This window comes from Tritonibacter mobilis F1926 (assembly GCF_000376545.2).
GTDB classification, from domain to species: domain Bacteria; phylum Pseudomonadota; class Alphaproteobacteria; order Rhodobacterales; family Rhodobacteraceae; genus Epibacterium; species Epibacterium mobile.
The window spans coordinates 2,502,109-2,517,890 of the sequence record NZ_CP015230.1 but is presented as its reverse complement, the minus strand read 5'-3'; the positions used below and the strand labels follow the sequence as shown (position 1 = coordinate 2,517,890).

Annotated in this window: 18 protein-coding genes; 12 read left to right on the top strand and 6 right to left on the bottom strand. The window is 57.9% G+C overall.

Annotation, left to right across the window (positions count from 1 at the left end; all coding sequences use genetic code 11):
- Positions 1-74 precede the first annotated feature (74 nt).
- From K529_RS11825 to K529_RS11815, 3 genes are all read left to right on the top strand, one after another.
- The gene (locus K529_RS11825; RefSeq protein WP_005622933.1) at positions 75-1,286 is read left to right on the top strand and encodes an NAD(P)/FAD-dependent oxidoreductase; all 1,212 of its coding nucleotides are present in this window, start codon (positions 75-77) and stop codon (positions 1,284-1,286) included.
- On the top strand, positions 1,283-1,849 hold the full coding sequence (rsmD, locus tag K529_RS11820) for a 16S rRNA (guanine(966)-N(2))-methyltransferase RsmD (RefSeq protein WP_005622935.1): 567 nt from the start codon (positions 1,283-1,285) through the stop codon (positions 1,847-1,849). The genes K529_RS11825 and rsmD overlap by 4 nt, the downstream gene beginning before the upstream one ends.
- A 62-nt stretch (positions 1,850-1,911) precedes the next feature.
- Positions 1,912-2,577 (top strand): HAD family hydrolase, encoded by a 666-nt coding sequence (locus tag K529_RS11815; RefSeq protein ID WP_005622937.1) that lies wholly within the window; start codon positions 1,912-1,914, stop codon positions 2,575-2,577.
- 85 nt (positions 2,578-2,662) lie between these two features.
- On the opposite strand, the gene map is transcribed toward K529_RS11815, so the two are convergent.
- Entirely contained in the window at positions 2,663-3,478 is an 816-nt protein-coding gene (gene map, locus K529_RS11810) for a type I methionyl aminopeptidase (protein ID WP_005622942.1), read from the bottom strand.
- Positions 3,479-3,627: 149 nt separating this feature from the next.
- Here map and K529_RS11805 point away from each other — a divergent pair, with 149 nt between their 5' ends.
- A complete protein-coding gene (locus K529_RS11805; RefSeq protein ID WP_005622943.1) occupies positions 3,628-4,509 on the top strand; it encodes a mechanosensitive ion channel family protein in 882 nt (293 codons plus the stop codon).
- Between the two features lie 10 nt (positions 4,510-4,519).
- Here the strand turns inward: K529_RS11805 and sfsA are convergent, their stop codons facing one another.
- Entirely contained in the window at positions 4,520-5,218 is a 699-nt protein-coding gene (gene sfsA / locus K529_RS11800; RefSeq protein WP_005622944.1) for a DNA/RNA nuclease SfsA, read from the bottom strand.
- A 123-nt stretch (positions 5,219-5,341) separates the two neighbouring features.
- On the opposite strand from sfsA, the gene K529_RS11795 reads away from it, so the two are divergent.
- Genes K529_RS11795 through K529_RS11780 form a run of 4 tightly spaced genes read left to right on the top strand, consistent with a single transcriptional unit; the run spans position 5,342 to position 8,425 of the window.
- Positions 5,342-6,064, top strand: a complete 723-nt coding sequence (locus K529_RS11795) for a competence/damage-inducible protein A (RefSeq protein ID WP_005622945.1) — start codon at positions 5,342-5,344, stop codon at positions 6,062-6,064.
- Positions 6,061-6,786 carry a GNAT family N-acetyltransferase gene (locus tag K529_RS11790; protein WP_005622946.1) on the top strand — a complete coding sequence of 242 codons (726 nt, stop codon included), beginning with the start codon at positions 6,061-6,063 and terminating at the stop codon, positions 6,784-6,786. The genes K529_RS11795 and K529_RS11790 overlap by 4 nt, the downstream gene beginning before the upstream one ends.
- A 29-nt stretch (positions 6,787-6,815) precedes the next feature.
- Complete coding sequence (locus tag K529_RS11785; RefSeq protein WP_005622947.1) at positions 6,816-7,388, top strand: peroxidase-related enzyme; 573 nt, start codon at positions 6,816-6,818, stop codon at positions 7,386-7,388.
- A 59-nt stretch (positions 7,389-7,447) separates the two neighbouring features.
- A complete protein-coding gene (locus K529_RS11780; protein ID WP_228707419.1) occupies positions 7,448-8,425 on the top strand; it encodes an OmpA family protein in 978 nt (325 codons plus the stop codon).
- 10 nt (positions 8,426-8,435) lie between these two features.
- Here K529_RS11780 and K529_RS11775 read toward each other — a convergent pair whose 3' ends face one another.
- The 3 genes from K529_RS11775 to K529_RS11760 form a co-directional block, all read right to left on the bottom strand.
- Positions 8,436-9,023, bottom strand: a complete 588-nt coding sequence (locus K529_RS11775) for a LysE family translocator (RefSeq protein WP_040642466.1) — start codon at positions 9,021-9,023, stop codon at positions 8,436-8,438.
- Between the two features lie 379 nt (positions 9,024-9,402).
- Positions 9,403-9,750 carry an antibiotic biosynthesis monooxygenase family protein gene (locus tag K529_RS11765; RefSeq protein WP_005622951.1) on the bottom strand — a complete coding sequence of 116 codons (348 nt, stop codon included), beginning with the start codon at positions 9,748-9,750 and terminating at the stop codon, positions 9,403-9,405.
- The gene (locus tag K529_RS11760) at positions 9,747-10,079 is read right to left on the bottom strand and encodes an NIPSNAP family protein (RefSeq protein ID WP_005622953.1); all 333 of its coding nucleotides are present in this window, start codon (positions 10,077-10,079) and stop codon (positions 9,747-9,749) included. Before K529_RS11760 ends, K529_RS11765 begins: the two co-directional genes overlap by 4 nt.
- 209 nt (positions 10,080-10,288) lie before the next feature.
- Between K529_RS11760 and K529_RS11755 the strand changes: the two genes are divergently transcribed.
- A complete protein-coding gene (locus tag K529_RS11755) occupies positions 10,289-11,194 on the top strand; it encodes a LysR family transcriptional regulator (RefSeq protein WP_005622955.1) in 906 nt (301 codons plus the stop codon).
- A gap of 209 nt (positions 11,195-11,403) precedes the next feature.
- Positions 11,404-12,465: an NAD(P)H-dependent flavin oxidoreductase gene (locus K529_RS11750; RefSeq protein ID WP_005622957.1), complete on the top strand. Its 1,062-nt coding sequence runs from the start codon at positions 11,404-11,406 to the stop codon at positions 12,463-12,465.
- Positions 12,466-12,547: 82 nt separating this feature from the next.
- On the opposite strand, the gene K529_RS11745 is transcribed toward K529_RS11750, so the two are convergent.
- Positions 12,548-14,575 (bottom strand): NADPH-dependent 2,4-dienoyl-CoA reductase, encoded by a 2,028-nt coding sequence (locus K529_RS11745; RefSeq protein WP_005622959.1) that lies wholly within the window; start codon positions 14,573-14,575, stop codon positions 12,548-12,550.
- Between the two features lie 196 nt (positions 14,576-14,771).
- Here K529_RS11745 and K529_RS11740 point away from each other — a divergent pair, with 196 nt between their 5' ends.
- Together K529_RS11740 and K529_RS11735 are read left to right on the top strand one after the other, a co-directional pair.
- Positions 14,772-15,254 (top strand): RNA pyrophosphohydrolase, encoded by a 483-nt coding sequence (locus K529_RS11740; protein WP_040642471.1) that lies wholly within the window; start codon positions 14,772-14,774, stop codon positions 15,252-15,254.
- Positions 15,223-15,777 carry a hypothetical protein gene (locus K529_RS11735; RefSeq protein WP_227512314.1) on the top strand — a complete coding sequence of 185 codons (555 nt, stop codon included), beginning with the start codon at positions 15,223-15,225 and terminating at the stop codon, positions 15,775-15,777. Before K529_RS11740 ends, K529_RS11735 begins: the two co-directional genes overlap by 32 nt.
- The last annotated feature ends 5 nt before the right edge of the window (positions 15,778-15,782 follow it).

Genomic DNA, 15,782 nt, shown 5'->3' with positions numbered 1-15,782 from the left:
TGCATCGCGGTAGGCCCTGCATGTAGGGTTCTGCGCAAACGGTATATGAACTGCATCAGGAGACAAGAGCGCACATGACTCATATCGCGGTGATTGGCGCAGGTCAGGCAGGGGCGTCGCTCGTAGCCAAATTGCGTAAGAGCGGATTTGACGGTGATATCACCCTGATCGGTGCTGAAGACGTGCTCCCCTACCAGCGTCCTCCTTTGTCCAAGGCCTATCTCTTGGGAGAGATGGAACTGGAGCGCCTGTTCCTGCGACCTCAGAGCTTTTATGCGGAAAATAATATCACCTTGCGACTGAGTACCAAGGTGGATTCGATTGATGCGGATGCCAAGACCATCCACATCGGGGATGAGTTGATCTCTTATGATCAGTTGGCCCTGACCACCGGTTCGCACCCGCGTCGCCTGCCGGCCTCAATTGGGGGTGACCTTGATGGCGTACATGTGGTGCGTGATCTTGGAGATGTGGATGCAATGGCCCCTTCGGTATCTGAGGGCGCGCGCACGCTTATTGTTGGTGGCGGCTATATCGGTCTTGAGGCGGCAGCGGTTTGCGCCAAGCGGGGCGTCTCAGTCACTTTGGTCGAGATGGCAGACCGCATCTTGCAACGGGTCGCCGCCCCTGAAACCTCAGACTATTTCCGAACTCTCCACCGCTCGCACGGTGTCGATATCCGCGAAGGCGTTGGTCTCAACCACCTTGAGGGGGAGGATGGGAAGGTCACGCGCGCTGTGCTGAGCGATGGCAGTATGATCGAGGTGGATTTCGTGGTTGTTGGTGTCGGGATCGCGCCAGCATCGGAATTGGCCGACGCCACCGGGCTTGAGATTGAGAACGGCATCCGTACGGACGCGCATGGCCGCACCTCTGACGAGTCGATCTGGGCAGCAGGAGATTGCGCATCCTTCCCATTCAAAGGTCAGCGTATCCGTCTGGAAAGTGTTCCCAACGCCATCGATCAGGCCGAAGTGGTGGCTGAAAACATGCTGGGCGCACAAAAAACCTACGTGGCGACACCTTGGTTCTGGTCCGATCAGTATGATGTGAAACTACAAATCGCAGGTCTCAATTCGGGTTATGATAATGTGGTGACCCGGCAGGGAGCAGAGGGGGCCGTCTCCTTCTGGTACTATACGGGCGATCAACTCGTTGCCGTGGATGCAATGAACGACCCGCGCGCCTATATGGTGGCCAAACGCCTGATTGAGGCAGGGAAAACGGCTGATAAAACGGTTGTGGCCAATCCTGACGCGGATTTGAAACCGCTTTTGAAGGCGTGAGGATTATCGCAGGAGATTTCCGCGGACGCGCCCTTGCGTCCGTGGGCAAGGGCGATGCAGGTGCGCATTTGCGTCCTACCACGGATCGTGTGCGCGAAAGCCTCTTTAACGTCCTCAATCACAAGATAGAGTTTCAGGGCAAGCGTGTCCTTGATGTGTTTGCAGGTACGGGCGCGCTTGGGCTCGAGGCCCTGTCACGCGGCGCAGAGAGGGTCACCTTTGTAGATGACGGTCGAGTCGCGCAGGGATTGATCCGCAAAAACATCGATATTTGTCGCGCCGGGGCGAATGGCCAGTTGCTGCGCCGTTCCGCTCTCAAGCTCGGTAATAATCCTGATCTGGCATATGATCTGATTTTCCTGGATCCGCCTTACGGGAAATCCTTGGGGCAAAAAGCGCTTCAGGTTTTGCTTGATGGCGCATGGATCGCCCCAAACGCGCTTGTGGTCTGGGAGGAGAATTCTCCAATGGAGGCCATTCCGGGTTTCATATTGGAGGATGTGCGCAAATATGGCGATACACATGTGACACTGCTCTGGTCCCAAAGTGATGACACGGACTGAGTTGTCGTAAGGGGGCGGCAGAGAATCCATTCCTCCTTACCGCCTGACCGGAGCTGTTGTTCATGCCCAAAATCTACCCAAGACCGAAGCTGGTGATCTTTGATTGTGACGGAGTGCTGATCGATAGTGAGCCCGTCTTCAACGCTGTGCTTGTTCAAAACCTTGCCCGCCACGGCTTGCGTCTTAAGCCAGAGCAAAGCCAACTCACTTTCACCGGCCTTGCGATGACCGAACTTGCCAGAATGGCATCGCAGATGGGGGCCGTGCTGCCGCAGAACTGGATCACAGAGGTTTACGACGAGGCATATGCTCTCCTGCGTAAGGGGGTGCCACTTATTCCCGGCGTGCTGGCGGTAATCCGGCGATTGGACGAGGAAAACATTCCTTGCTGCATTGTTTCCAACGGGAGTGAAGAAAAGATGCAGGTCACCTTGGGACCCCATGGCTTATGGGATCGGTTCCACCCCAACGCCATGTTCTCCGCCCATACGCTGAAGGTTGCGAAACCTGATCCGGAGATCGTCCTCACAGCCGCCGCTCATTTTGACGTGCAGGCGCGCGACTGTGTGGTGATCGAGGATAGTGCAACAGGGGCCCGAGGCGCTGCGCGGGCCGGTATGCAGTGTTTCGGCTATGTTGCCACCACTCAAGAAACGGCGCTCTTAGCCGAAGGAGCCGAGATCTTTCACCACATGAAAGACCTGCCGCGACTCCTCGGTCTAAGCTGACGCCCTGTCCTCTTCTAACCCTGAATATCCCGGGGTGAATGGCCCATCAGGGCCAGAGGGGCAGCGCCCCTCCATGCGGGGAAGGTCAGTCTTGGTCGTAGGTCGGATGAAAACGGCCTGCGGGGGACAGGGTGAAAATATCCACGCCATCTGCAGTTACCCCGACGGAGTGTTCAAATTGCGCCGACAGCGATTTGTCGCGGGTGACCGCCGTCCAGTCATCCGCCAGCACCTTGGTTTCCGCGCGGCCTAGATTGAGCATCGGCTCAATTGTGAAAAACATGCCTTCTTCAAGCACAGGCCCGGTGCCGGGGCGGCCATAATGCAGAACGTTTGGCGGGGCGTGGAACACTTGACCCAGACCGTGGCCGCAGAAATCGCGCACCACGCTCACCCGTTGGCTTTCGGCATATGACTGGATCGCGTGGCCGATGTCGCCAAATGTATTGCCGGGTTTGACCACCTCAATGCCCTTCATCAAGGCATCATGGGTGATTTGAATGAGGCGCTCTGCCTTACGTGGCAGCTTGCCTGCCACATACATGCGGCTGGTGTCGCCGAACCAGCCATCAACGATCACGGTGACGTCGATATTGAGGATATCGCCGTCCTTTAGTTTCTTGTCACCGGGAATACCGTGGCAGACCACATGGTTGATCGAGATACAGCTGGCGTGCTGATACCCTTTGTAGCCAATGGTCGCCGAGGTCGCGCCAGCCTCTTCCACCATTTGGGTGATGATCCGGTCAATCTCGCCAGTCGTTTGGCCGACAAAAACATGCGCAGCGATATCGTCCAGAATTTTAGCCGCCAGAGCACCGGCTGCGTGCATACCGGCAAAATCGGCCTGCTCGTAGATTCGGATACCGTCTTTGGTGGTGCGGCCGTTTTTGGATCTCATCGGGGCGTGCTCCATCGCGTGTGTTTGGACTGCTATTTAAGGGGTTCAACTCAAAAGGGCCAGAGGGGCGCGCCTTTCTTTGCGGAACCTTCCTTGGGATCGGGCGTTTTGTCGTCAGAAACACGCCAAAAAACAGGGAATAGATCGAGATGGAGCGCCTAGACAGCATCATGCAAACCGAAATTTACGACGGCAAGGCTCTCGCCGACCTTGTAACACTGGAGTTCCTCGCACAGGTTCTCGGCAGTGTTGTGGCGGCGGCTCTCATTTTGATCGTCGGCTTTCTCGTGGCAGGCTGGGCCAAGCGACGTGTCGTTGCGATCAGCGACAACCACACGCGGCTCGATGCTACGTTGTTTCACTTCCTAGGAAATCTGGTGCGCTACGCAATCTTGGGTTTTGCGGTTCTGTTTGTTCTCAATACCTTCGGGGTGAAGACAACATCCATCGTTGCGGCCATCGGTGCGGCGGGTCTGGCCATCGGTCTGGCCATGCAGGGCGCGCTTTCGAATGTCGCTGCAGGTGTGATGATCATTCTCTTTCGTCCGTTTAAGCTCGGTGACTTCATCGACGTGGATGGAGAAATGGGCACGGTGAAGGAAATCACGCTCAATAACACGGTGGTTGCAAGCCTTTCGAATGTGAAAGTGATCATTCCTAATGCCGAGGTCTGGGGCAATACGATTTCCAACTACTCGGAATACCCGACGCGTCGTGCAGAATGGAGTTTCGGTGTGGGATATGGTGCCAACCTTGCCCTCGCTGAACGCACAATCCATGACACGATCATGGCGGATGAGCGGTCAATGACAACTCCGGAACCCTTTATTCAGGTCAACAATCTGAACGACAGCTCTGTCGATTTTCTGGCGCGTGTCTGGGTCAGTTCGGCCGACTACTTTCAGTATCAAGCTGACATGAAGCGCAAGGTAAAAGAGGCGCTGGATGCGGCCGGAGTGGATATTCCTTTCCCAACCCGGACCTTGGTACAGCCTCGCAACTCTCAGGATGAAGATCTCGACGCAGCCTGATTGTCAAAGGTCAGTCCGTGAAGGGCTGACCTATCTCCACCCCTTCGGGCGTGATGGAAGTGCCGACAACCAGCCGGTCGACGCCGCGCGCACGGGCCGCATTAAATTCAGCGGCGTATGTTGGATCAATGTCCGTGGCCAGCGCAAAACGCTGACAATCTGTTCGCTGCACCAAGTAAAGCATCACCGCCCGATGACCGGCCTCGGCCATATCGCCAAGCTCTCGCAGGTGCTTGGCGCCGCGTGCGGTGACGCTGTCGGGAAATTCCGCTAGGCCCTTCTGGCGTGAGAGCGTGACGCTTTTCACCTCGACGTAACAATCGGGTAGTCCGTCGCCTGTCAGCAGAAAATCAATGCGGCTGTTTTGGCCATACTTCACCTCTGCGCGAATGGTGGAATAGGCGGCGAGTTCTTTGATCTGACCTGACGCCAAGGCGCTTTTCAGGGCGCGGTTCGGGACTGATGTATCGACCCCGGTGAAATGGCCATTCGCATGTTCGACCAGCCGCCAGCCGTATTTCAGCTTCTTCTTGGGGTCGTCATTCGGTTCGAGCCATATCCGCATGCCGGGTTCCGCCAGTCCCATCATGGAGCCGGGGTTGGCACAATGGGCGGTCACCTCGCGCCCATCCTCCAGCCGACAATCGGCGAGAAAGCGTTTGTAGCGTTTGATCAGAGTTGCGGGGATTAGGGGCGTGGGAAATCTCATGGGAACGGGTGATGGGCCATATTCTGCCACCTGTCAAAGCCTGATCCGCCCCTATCCGCTTGCACCGGCGGCGGGGCTGGCTATCCTCTTGCCAAGAACCGGAAATCCCACAGGAGACGTGCTATGCCCAATCCCACCGCTGCCATGCTTGTGATCGGGGATGAAATCCTGTCGGGGCGCACTCGTGATGCCAATATGTATTACCTCGCAGGTGAGCTGTCGAAACATGGCGTTGACCTCAAAGAGGTGCGGGTGGTCAGCGATGACGCGCCAGCAATTGTTGTCGCTGTGCGGGCACTTTCTGATGCCTACGACCATGTTTTCACATCTGGCGGAATAGGCCCCACCCATGACGACATCACTGCCGATTGCATCGCCGAAGCATTTGGTGCTGCCATTGATGTACGTGCTGACGCCCGCGCGATCCTTGCGGAGCATTATGCCAAGACCGGGGCAGAACTGAATGATGCCCGTCTGCGCATGGCTCGTATCCCGGACGGAGCAGAGCTGATCGACAATCCGGTGTCACGTGCGCCGGGTTTCACGATGGGAAATGTGCATGTAATGGCGGGCGTGCCCGCAGTGTTTCAGGCCATGGTTGAAACCGTATTGGCGACACTTGTCGGGGGCAAACCTCTGCTTAGTCAGACCCTGAGAGTGGATCGTGGCGAAGGTGAGATCGCGGCAACCTTATCGGCACTGGCTGAGAAGTATGGCGATCTGTCGATCGGCTGCTACCCGTTCCAGATCAACGGCGCGTTTGGTGCGAATGTGGTGGTGCGCGGCACAGATGGCGCGCAGGTGGACGCGGCAATCACTGAACTTGCACGGGATCTTGGCCTGTGACGCAGCCGCTGACCGATCTCAAATACTACGACGTGGTCGAGGCGACATGGCCGTGCCTTCGTAAAGACACTTTGGGTGAGATCACGCTTCGTATCGGTGCAGGAGGTGGCAGCCGCGTCTCAGCGGCCACTGCAGAAGCATCTGTAAGCGATGAACAGATCGCCGAGGCCGAAGCCGCCATGCAGGCGCTGGGACAGTCGCGCCTGTTTATGATCCGCGATGGTCAGGATGAGTTGGATCAACAACTCGACCGGCTAGGCTATGAGGTGATGGACCCGGTGGTGCTGTGGACCTGTGCGCCATCGCTGTTGACGGATGTCACAATTCCCCGCGTCACGACGTTTTGCCTGTGGGAGCCCTTGGCGATTCAACGTGAGATTTGGGCGACCGGTGGGATCGGACCTGAACGGCTTTCGGTGATGCACCGTGCGTGCGGGCCTAAAACCTCACTGCTTGGGCGATGGAATGATAAACCCGCGGGGACGGCTTATGTGGGTATGTATGGCGACACCGCCATGCTGCATGCGCTTGAGATTTTGCCTCACCAGCGGCGCAAGGGTGTGGGCGTTTGGATGATGCGGCAGGCAGCCTATTGGGCGGCAGAGCAGGGCGCAACTGAGCTGGCGGTGCTGTGTACTCGCGCCAACAAGGGCGCGAATGCGCTTTATGGCGGCCTCGGGATGACCCAGGCGGGCGGCTATCACTACCGTATCAAACGCTGATAACCACACGCCGGAGGAGGGCGTACATTATGACCAATCCTAAGGAGCCGACCGCGCTCGACCTTCCAATGATGGACCCGCTTCCGCCGGAGACACAGAAGTATTTCGACATTTGCCAAGACAAGCTCGGCATGGTGCCCAATGTTTTGAAGGCCTACGCCTTTGATGTTGAGAAACTCAATGCATTTACAGCGATGTATAATGATCTGATGCTCGGTGAGAGTAAGCTCTCCAAACTGGAGCGCGAGATGATCGCAGTGGTGGTTTCTTCCATCAACAAGTGTTTTTACTGTCTGGTCGCACATGGCGCAGCGGTGCGGCAATTGTCAGGGGATCCCCAATTGGGTGAGATGCTGGTGATGAACTACCGCGTTGCCCCATTGGAGGAGCGCCAGCGCGCGATGCTGGATTTTGCGGCCAAGATGACCCGCGCAAGCGCGGAAATTGAAGAGGCCGATCGAGAAGGGCTGCGCGAACATGGATTTGATGATCGTGACATCTGGGACATCGCCAATGTCGCGGCCTTCTTCAATATGACCAACCGTGTTGCCAGTGCCTCTGCCATGGTGCCCAACGCTGAATATCACGGGCAGTTTCGGTAATGTTTCAGCAGAGGCTCACAGCGAGGCTTTGGCGTCTGGTATGCGCTGCATTGATCTGTGTGGGGATTACTGCACAGACCAATGCAGCGACCATCTCTGTCCCGCTGCCTGCAGGAAGTGAGCTTCTGCGCGAACAGGAAACGCCGCTCGACACATTATTGTTGCCGACTGGTCCGGTCGCTGGAGATGATGTCCCGACACGCGCTGTGGAAGGACGCATTCATCGGCGCAGCTGGCGGATTGGTGATGATCTTAGTCCGCTGGAAGTCCTCGCCCCGATCCGTACAGCATTGGAAAAACGCGGTTTTCAAGAGGTTTACGCCTGTACAGCGCAGGCCTGCGGTGGCTTTGGGTTTCGCTTTGGCATCGAGGTGATCCCGGCCCCGGATATGGCGGTCAACCTCTCCAATTACGAATTCTTGGCGGCTGAACAGCCTGAAACCGGCACCGCCGTATCCTTGCTGGTATCGCGGTTTGGCGGATCGATCTATGTGCAGATGTTAGAACGCCATGATCCCAGTCAGTCGTTGCGCCCTTCTGGTGGGCCATCCAGTGGTGAGCGCGACACCTCTGATGGCGCAGAATTAAGCTCTGATATTACCGATGCGGCTGAACAGGCGTTGCTTGTGGACGCGATCAAGAAAGGTGGCAGCCTCACCACAGGGGCCATTCGGGATTTGCTGATGTTGCAGGGCCGCGTTCCCCTGCTGGATCTGGAATTTGACACCGCATCGACGCAGATGGGCGAGGGCCCATTTGATAGTTTGCGCCAACTTGCCGAGTTTCTCGATCAAAACAAAAGCGCCACCATTCTATTGGTGGGTCACACCGATACTGTGGGGGGGCTTGAGGGCAATATCGCCTTGTCTCGGCGCCGTGCCATTAGTGTTCGCGAACGGTTGACCACACGCTATGGCATTGATGGTGGGCGTATTCAGGTGGCGGGCGCGGGCTACATGGCTCCCTTGGCCCCGAATACGACTGAAACAGGGCGTGAAACCAACCGCCGCGTCGAGGCAGTCTTGGTCACGCCCTGAGTGATGACATTCAGGTCACCAGCATCCAGACCGCCACGGCAAACAGCGCAAAGGCAAAGATCATGTTCAAAATGCGTGGCTGTTCAGGGCTGTTGAACACCCGTGCCAATCGCGCACCCGCCAAGGTCCATATCGTAAAGGCCAAAAGGTTGTTCAGTGTAAAGATCGTGGTGATGAGCAACACCTGTTCCCATGCGGTTTGCCCCGAGGCGGACAGAAACTGCGTAAACATCAGCGCAATGATCACATAGGCCTTGGGGTTAAAAAGCAGCAGCACGACCCCATCCGTGAATCGCGCAGAGGTGGCACTAGCACGACTGTCATCGGGGGCCGCTTGCAGAAAACGCCACGCGATCCACATGACATAGAGCGCGCCCAAGACTTTCAGGATATCGAACACAGCGGGCATGCGGGATAGTGCTGCAAACCCGCCGAACCCGATCACCAGCGTGACGAGCCAAGTGGCGATATGATACCCCGCAGATGCCGCGATTGTGGCGCGCGCACCGAAACGCGCACCAGCCGCTGCAAAGAACAGATTGCCGGGGCCGGGGCTATAGGCCAGCGGAAACAGGAAAACGAGCAGAGCAGGGATCATGGTGAATCTCTCCGAGAGCAGACTGATGTGTCGTGCTTGCCTGAAATGCACAGACCACCGCGACCCGAAGCTTGCGCATTTCGCCTGATCCTTCGTCATACTGCAGATAGGAATTTCTTTACCGGGGAGTTCCCGCCCCGCAGGTGCTGCGGCTTGCGCCGCAACCCCTTGGCGGCGTTGGGCGTGGCACCGCTGTGCGGTGCGGGGGTGTGTCGCCGGGTAGTCGCCCCTTTCGCAATGGCGGGGTCTATGAAAACGCGGCGCATCAAATTTTGGCGAAACCGCAGCGTGCCGTTAAGGCACGCTGCCGGGCCCAACGGGAAGGTGGTGCATTTTAATGCATCCCTGACGGGCGGGAGCGCGCCGTCAGAGCAGGGTGCTACTGGTCATGTAGCGCACGGCTATCCGCTGGGGCTTCATCACGTTCTGACATGCCGTAATCTCGGATGACACCCGCGACCCGCAACCGGTAGTCCGCAAAATAGCCTCCCCGGCCTTTTGACTGCGCTGCCCGGTGTTTTTCCAAATTGCGCCAACGCGCCAGCGCCTCTTCATCCTCCCAGAATGAGAGGGACAGCAACTTGCCGGGGTTGGTCAGGCTCTGGAATCTTTCAACTGATATGAAGCCCTCCATATCCTCGAACAAAGGCCTAAGCGACGCGGCATGGTCGAGATAGGCTTCGGTCATGCCGTCAGCTGGGGTGACTTCAAAAATAACTGCGATCACGTTGCGTCTCCTGAGGTGCCATGCGGTGCCGAGGCCAGTTTGAGCCATGTTCGGTCTTCACGCAAAATGAACTTCTCTTGCTGTGCAAAGTCGTAGTTTTGCTGCCCCAGCGGATCGGCCGCGAGGCGTGTGCGATAGGCTTCGTACTCTGCCAGTGACGGGATGTTGTAAATACCATAGGCGCAAGTCGAAGACCCTTCATGCGGGGCAAAATAACCAATGAGATCTGCGCCGTTGCGCGGGATGGCCTGCCCCCAGGTTTGTGCATACTGGCGAAACTGTGCCTGTTTGGTTGGGTCAATTTGATAGCGAATGATGCAAGTCAGCATAGCGGCCCTCTCGTGTTTACAGTGTCTTAAGCCCAATATCCCACGCCATGGGCTTAAGGGTTCGCTCTGGGCCGAACTGTTCTCAGAGCCTGTTTCCGGAACTCGAACGATCCGGCGAAAACCCTGCAATTATCCCACGCGCGCCCCGATCTTGCCTGATTTGTCCCGCAAGAAGGGCAGAAGACAGAACGTGCGACGAGGAAACCGAAATGGACCGACTGACCGAGATGGAAGCCTTCGCCAATGTGGTGGATCAGGGTGGCTTCACCGATGCTGCGAAGAAGATGGGCATCTCCAAATCCGCTGTGTCCAAACATGTTTCCAGTCTGGAGGCCCGCCTTGGTGCGCGCCTGTTGAACCGCACGACGCGCCGCGTCTCGCCAACAGAGATCGGCCTTGCCTACTATGATCGCGCCCGCCGGGTATTGAATGATGCGGGCGAAGCGGACGCGCTGGTCACCTCCATGCAGACTGCGCCTTCTGGCCTGTTGCGGATTTCGGTGGCGACAGATTTCGGCGTTAATCATCTGTCGCCCGTTTTGTCGGAATTTCTACGCGATTTCCCGGACATCACTGTCAACATGGTCCTCAACAACCGCTTTGTAGAGCTGATCTCCGAAGGTTTTGACATGGCTTTGCGTATCGGTGAGCTGGAAGACAGCTCTCTGCGGGCACGCAAGTTGACGGAAACCACAAAACGCATGGTGGCTTCTCCGGAATATCTTGAGAAATATGGCCGCCCACAGAAGATTGACGATCTGAACGAACACAAGCTCCTGCATTACTCCAACCAATCCAGCGGCAACATGTGGAAACTGACCGCACCGTCCGGTGAAAAACGCCAAGTGCGCTCCACCGGTTGGCTTTCGGTCAATGATGGTCAGTCGCTGTTGAATGCCGCGATCTCAGGTCTCGGGATCGCCTATCTGCCGAGCTATCTTTACGCCGAAGCGAAGGCCGAAGGGCTGGTTGAGGATGTCATGCCGCAGTTGCCGGTCGAGACGCTCGGTATCTACGCCGTCTATCCGCCCGGTCGCTTCACTCAGCCGAAGGTGCGCGCCTTCATTGATTTCCTCGTTCATGCCTTTGCAGAGAAGGGCATGGAAACCTGGTAGATTGAGTGGCGCCTTTTGTGTGCCTCTCAATCCACCTCCTCCCGGCCGCAAGGTCATTTCAAGGCTCCCTCGTAAAACTTGCCCCTCGCATCATCCGCGGGGGGCTTTTTTGTAGCGCATGATATCGCTTGTCAGAGTGGCCTTCTGCCTCACGTTGGGTCACAGTGCGGGTATCTCGCACAAGAGCACTCGCCGAAGGACCATCTCTCATGACCGATACACAGGCCTTTCTGGATCGTCTCGGGATCACGTTGCCACTCACACAGGCTCCGATGGCCGGCGTGTCGACGCCCCAACTGGCGGCTGCGGTGTCAAATTGCGGCGCGCTTGGCTCTATTGGGGTCGGAGCGTCGCAACCCGATGCGGTGCGCGCGCAAATCCAAGAGGTGCAGAGCCTGACCACCTCTGCGTTCAATGTGAATTTCTTTTGTCACCAAACGCCGCTGCGCGATGACATGAAGGAAAAACTGTGGATAGATCGCAGCCAGCCTCTGTTTGAGCGGATGGATGCGAACCCTCCTGCCGAACTCTCTGAGATTTATACAAGTTTCCGGGACACCGATGCATTCCTTGAGGTGGTTTTGGATCTGCGCCCTTCGATTGTGAGCTTTCATTTCGGCCTCCCCAAACCCCACCAGATGGAGGCGATGAGAGCCGCTGGGCTCACGCTTCTCGCAAGCGCGACCTCGCTGGATGAGGCGCGCCAGATCGAAGCATCGGGGTGTCACGGGATCATCGCACAAGGGTGGGAGGCAGGCGGACATCGCGGCATATTTGACCCACAGGCAGCGGATGCGCGCACGCCCGCGATGGATTTGGTTGCCGACCTTGCGCGCCGCACATCACTGCCGGTGATCGCCGCCGGAGGCCTGATGACAGGAGGTGATATTGCCAGCGCATTGGCTGCGGGTGCGGCGGCAGCACAGCTCGGTACCGCTTTTATCGGCTGCCCGGAGAGCGTCGCTGACACTGCCTATCGCGATCGGCTGGCGCTGGGTGGAGAGACGGTTATGACGGCTGCGATTTCCGGTCGACCCGCGCGCTGCCTCAGCAATGCTTTCACCGAATGGGCAGGAGATATCCCAGCGGGCGAAATTCCCGCCTATCCCTGTGCTTATGACCTAGGCAAAGCACTGAACGCTGCGGCTAAGGCGCAGGGCGTTACCACGTTTGGGGCACAATTGGCAGGCGCTGGTGCGGATCAGGCGCGCACCTTACCTGCCCAAGAGTTGGTCCACGCCCTGATGACGGAGCTGGAAGCCGCGATTTGAGGCCGCGTGCAAAACGCCGAAGCGTCTGTTGCCCGTATCAGAGTTTCCGGCGGCATCGGTCAGCTCGACACGCGGCGTCAGGTCAAAGTGTTGTAGCCAGACGTGTGCCTTGATTGATCGCGCGTTTGGCGTCGAGTTCCGCTGCAACATCAGCGCCCCCGATCACATGGGCGGTCACACCGATTTCGGACAATTGGTCCGCCAGTGAGCGTTCGCTGACCTGACCCGCACAAAGCACGATGGTGTCGGCCTCGATCACGGTTGGATTTTCACGGGCCTCGCCAAAACTCACATGCAGGCCTGCGTCGTCGATGCGCTCGTAGTTTACGCCTCCGACAAAATCGACGTCTTTCATCTTGAGCGTGGCGCGATGAATCCAACCGGTGGTTTTGCCCAACCGTTTACCGTGGCGTTCTGCTTTGCGTTGCAACAGCGTGACTTTACGGGCCGGTGCTTCTGGCTGTGGACCCTCCGGAGCAAGACCAGAGCGATGCTCGGCAGGATCGGTTACGCCCCATTCGCGCATCCACAGCGGCAGGCTTTCTGACGGGCTCTCGCCCTCATGCAGCAGATATTCAGAAACATCAAAGCCGATGCCCCCTGCGCCAATCACCGCGACCTTGTCGCCGACTGGCACTTTGTGGCGCAGCACATCAATGTAGCTTACGACTGACGGATGATCCTGCCCCGGAATGTGGGGGTCCCGCGGGATGACGCCGGTGGCGATCACCACCTCGTCAAATCCCTTGAGGTCTTCGGCACCCACACGACGACCCATCTCCAAGGTGACGCCCGCTTTGGCAACCATTGTGCGGTACCAATCGACCAGGCCCCAGAACTCTTCTTTGCCGGGGACTTGTTTGGCCATATTGAGTTGGCCGCCGATTTCATCAGCAGCATCAAAGAGCGTCACGCGATGTCCGCGCTCAGCGGCTGCGATTGCGGTGGAAAGGCCAGCGGGGCCGGCACCGACGATCGCAATGGATTTTGGAGACTGGGTGGGCGTCAGCGCCAGCTCGGTCTCATGGCAGGCACGGGGGTTCACCAAGCAAGACGTCAGCTTGCCGCCAAAGGTGTGGTCCAGACAGGCCTGATTACAGGCGATACAGGGCGCGATCTCGGCGCTGCGACCTGCCTCGGCCTTTGCGACAAAATCTGCATCCGCCAGCATCGGGCGCGCCATCGACACCATGTCGGCGCACCCCTGTGCCAGCACGTCCTCGGCGACCTCGGGCGTGTTGATCCGGTTTGAGGTGATGACGGGGATGGAGACATGACCCATCAGTTTTTGGGTGACCCATGCAAACGCGGCTCGGGGAACCGAAGTTGCGATGGTGGGAATGCGCGCTTCATGCCAGCCGATCCCGGTGTTGATAATGGTCGCACCTGCAGCCTCTACGGCTTTGGCGAGCTGCACGACCTCGTCAAAAGTGGAGCCATTGGGCACGAGGTCGATCATCGAGAGGCGATAGATCAGGATGAACTCCAGCCCGACCGCTTCGCGCACGCGACGTACCACCTCGACTGGCAGTCGCATGCGGTTTTCATAACTGCCACCCCAGCGGTCTTCGCGTTTGTTGGTGTGGGTTACGAGGAACTGATTGAGGAAGTACCCCTCGGAACCCATGATCTCGATGCCATCATACCCGGCTTCTTTCGCCAGCCGGGCGGCATTCACGATGTCAGAGATCTGCTTTTCGATCCCATCTTCATCCAATTCATTCGGTGGGAAGGGCGAAATCGGCGACTTCACGGCACTGGGGGCCACGCATTTGGGCCCATAGGAGTAGCGACCTGCATGCAGGATCTGCATCGCGATCTTGCCGCCAGCCTCATGCACGGCTTTTGTCACCACGGAATGGTTCGCAACATCCTGCTCGGTTGTCATCATCGCCGCACCGGGCAGCACGGAACCTTCGAGGTTGGGACCGATTCCGCCGGTCACCATCAGCGCAACTCCGCCACGGGCACGAGCGGCGTAGAACTCCGCGACGCGGTTCCAATCGCGGGTCTCTTCCAAGCCTGTGTGCATGGAACCCATCAGGACGCGGTTCTTCAGCGTGGTAAAGCCCAGATCCAACGGGGCCAACAGATGTGGGTACGCAGCCATGACACTCTCCCTGCAAACTCATTTGGCGGCTCGTGTAAACGCACCGCATGTTGGGCGCAGGATCGCCCGACGGGCTGCCGATGTCACCTCCATACGCGGCGTCACCCCCTTGCGTGCCCCGGCGGCACACGGTCTAAGAGGGAGCGAAACAACCGTTGCCGGAGGCTGAGGCATGAGCAAAACATCCCCAAAAGAGATGACCTCGGAGCAGATCGCCGCACTGCCGTATCGTCCGAATGTGGGCGTCATGATGATTAACGGCGAGGGGGCTGTGTGGGTCGGCCAGCGGATGGACCGCTATAAGGACGCTTGGCAAATGCCCCAAGGTGGTATCGACAAAGGCGAGGATGCGCGTCTCGCGGCACTGCGAGAACTAGAAGAAGAAACCGGCGTCACCCCTGATCTGGTCGAGGTAATCGCTGAAAGCAACGGCTGGCTGCCCTACGATCTGCCGCATGAGGTGGTGCCGCACTTCTGGGGCGGTAAATACCGCGGGCAGGAACAGAAATGGTTCTTGCTGCGATTTACCGGCCGCGATGAACAAATCAACATTGCAACCGATGACCCGGAGTTTTCCGCGTGGCGCTGGCTGCCGGTGGATCAACTGGTCGATAAAGTCGTCCCCTTTAAAAAGGAGGTCTACGCTCGTGTTGTCGAAGAATTCCAAGCTCATCTGTAAAGCTGCCCTTGTCGCAGGATCGACCATAGCGACAACGACGCGGGCGTTGGCGTTGAGTTGCGTGCCGATGGGGCCGGGCGATGTCTATCGGATCGTCTCCGACAGTGAAGATCCATTTCTGGTGATCGAAGGTCGCGTCAGTTTTGACGAAACGCTTTTGCCGCAATACTCGGATGCCAATCCGCGTGCGACAGAGAAACCCACGGAAATCCCGGCGCAAGTCACGGGTCTTTTGTTGGGCGAGCGCATGTTTGATCAGCCAGTGGAGGGAGAAATCACTCTCGAAGCCCATTGTCTGGGACCCTGGTGCGGCAGTCTGGTTTCGGGCGCGCGCTACCTGTTTTTTGCGCGCCAGACCGAGGATCGTGTGGTTGCGGTGATAGAACCCTGTGGTGGCTTCTTCTTCTCAGCAGAAGATGGCAGCGCCGGAGATACGGTGCTGCAGTGTCATTTGGGCGGAATATGCCCCTCGCAATTGCCCGAAAGTTTGGAAGGCGCAGTGACACCGCTGACCGAGGATTGATCGGC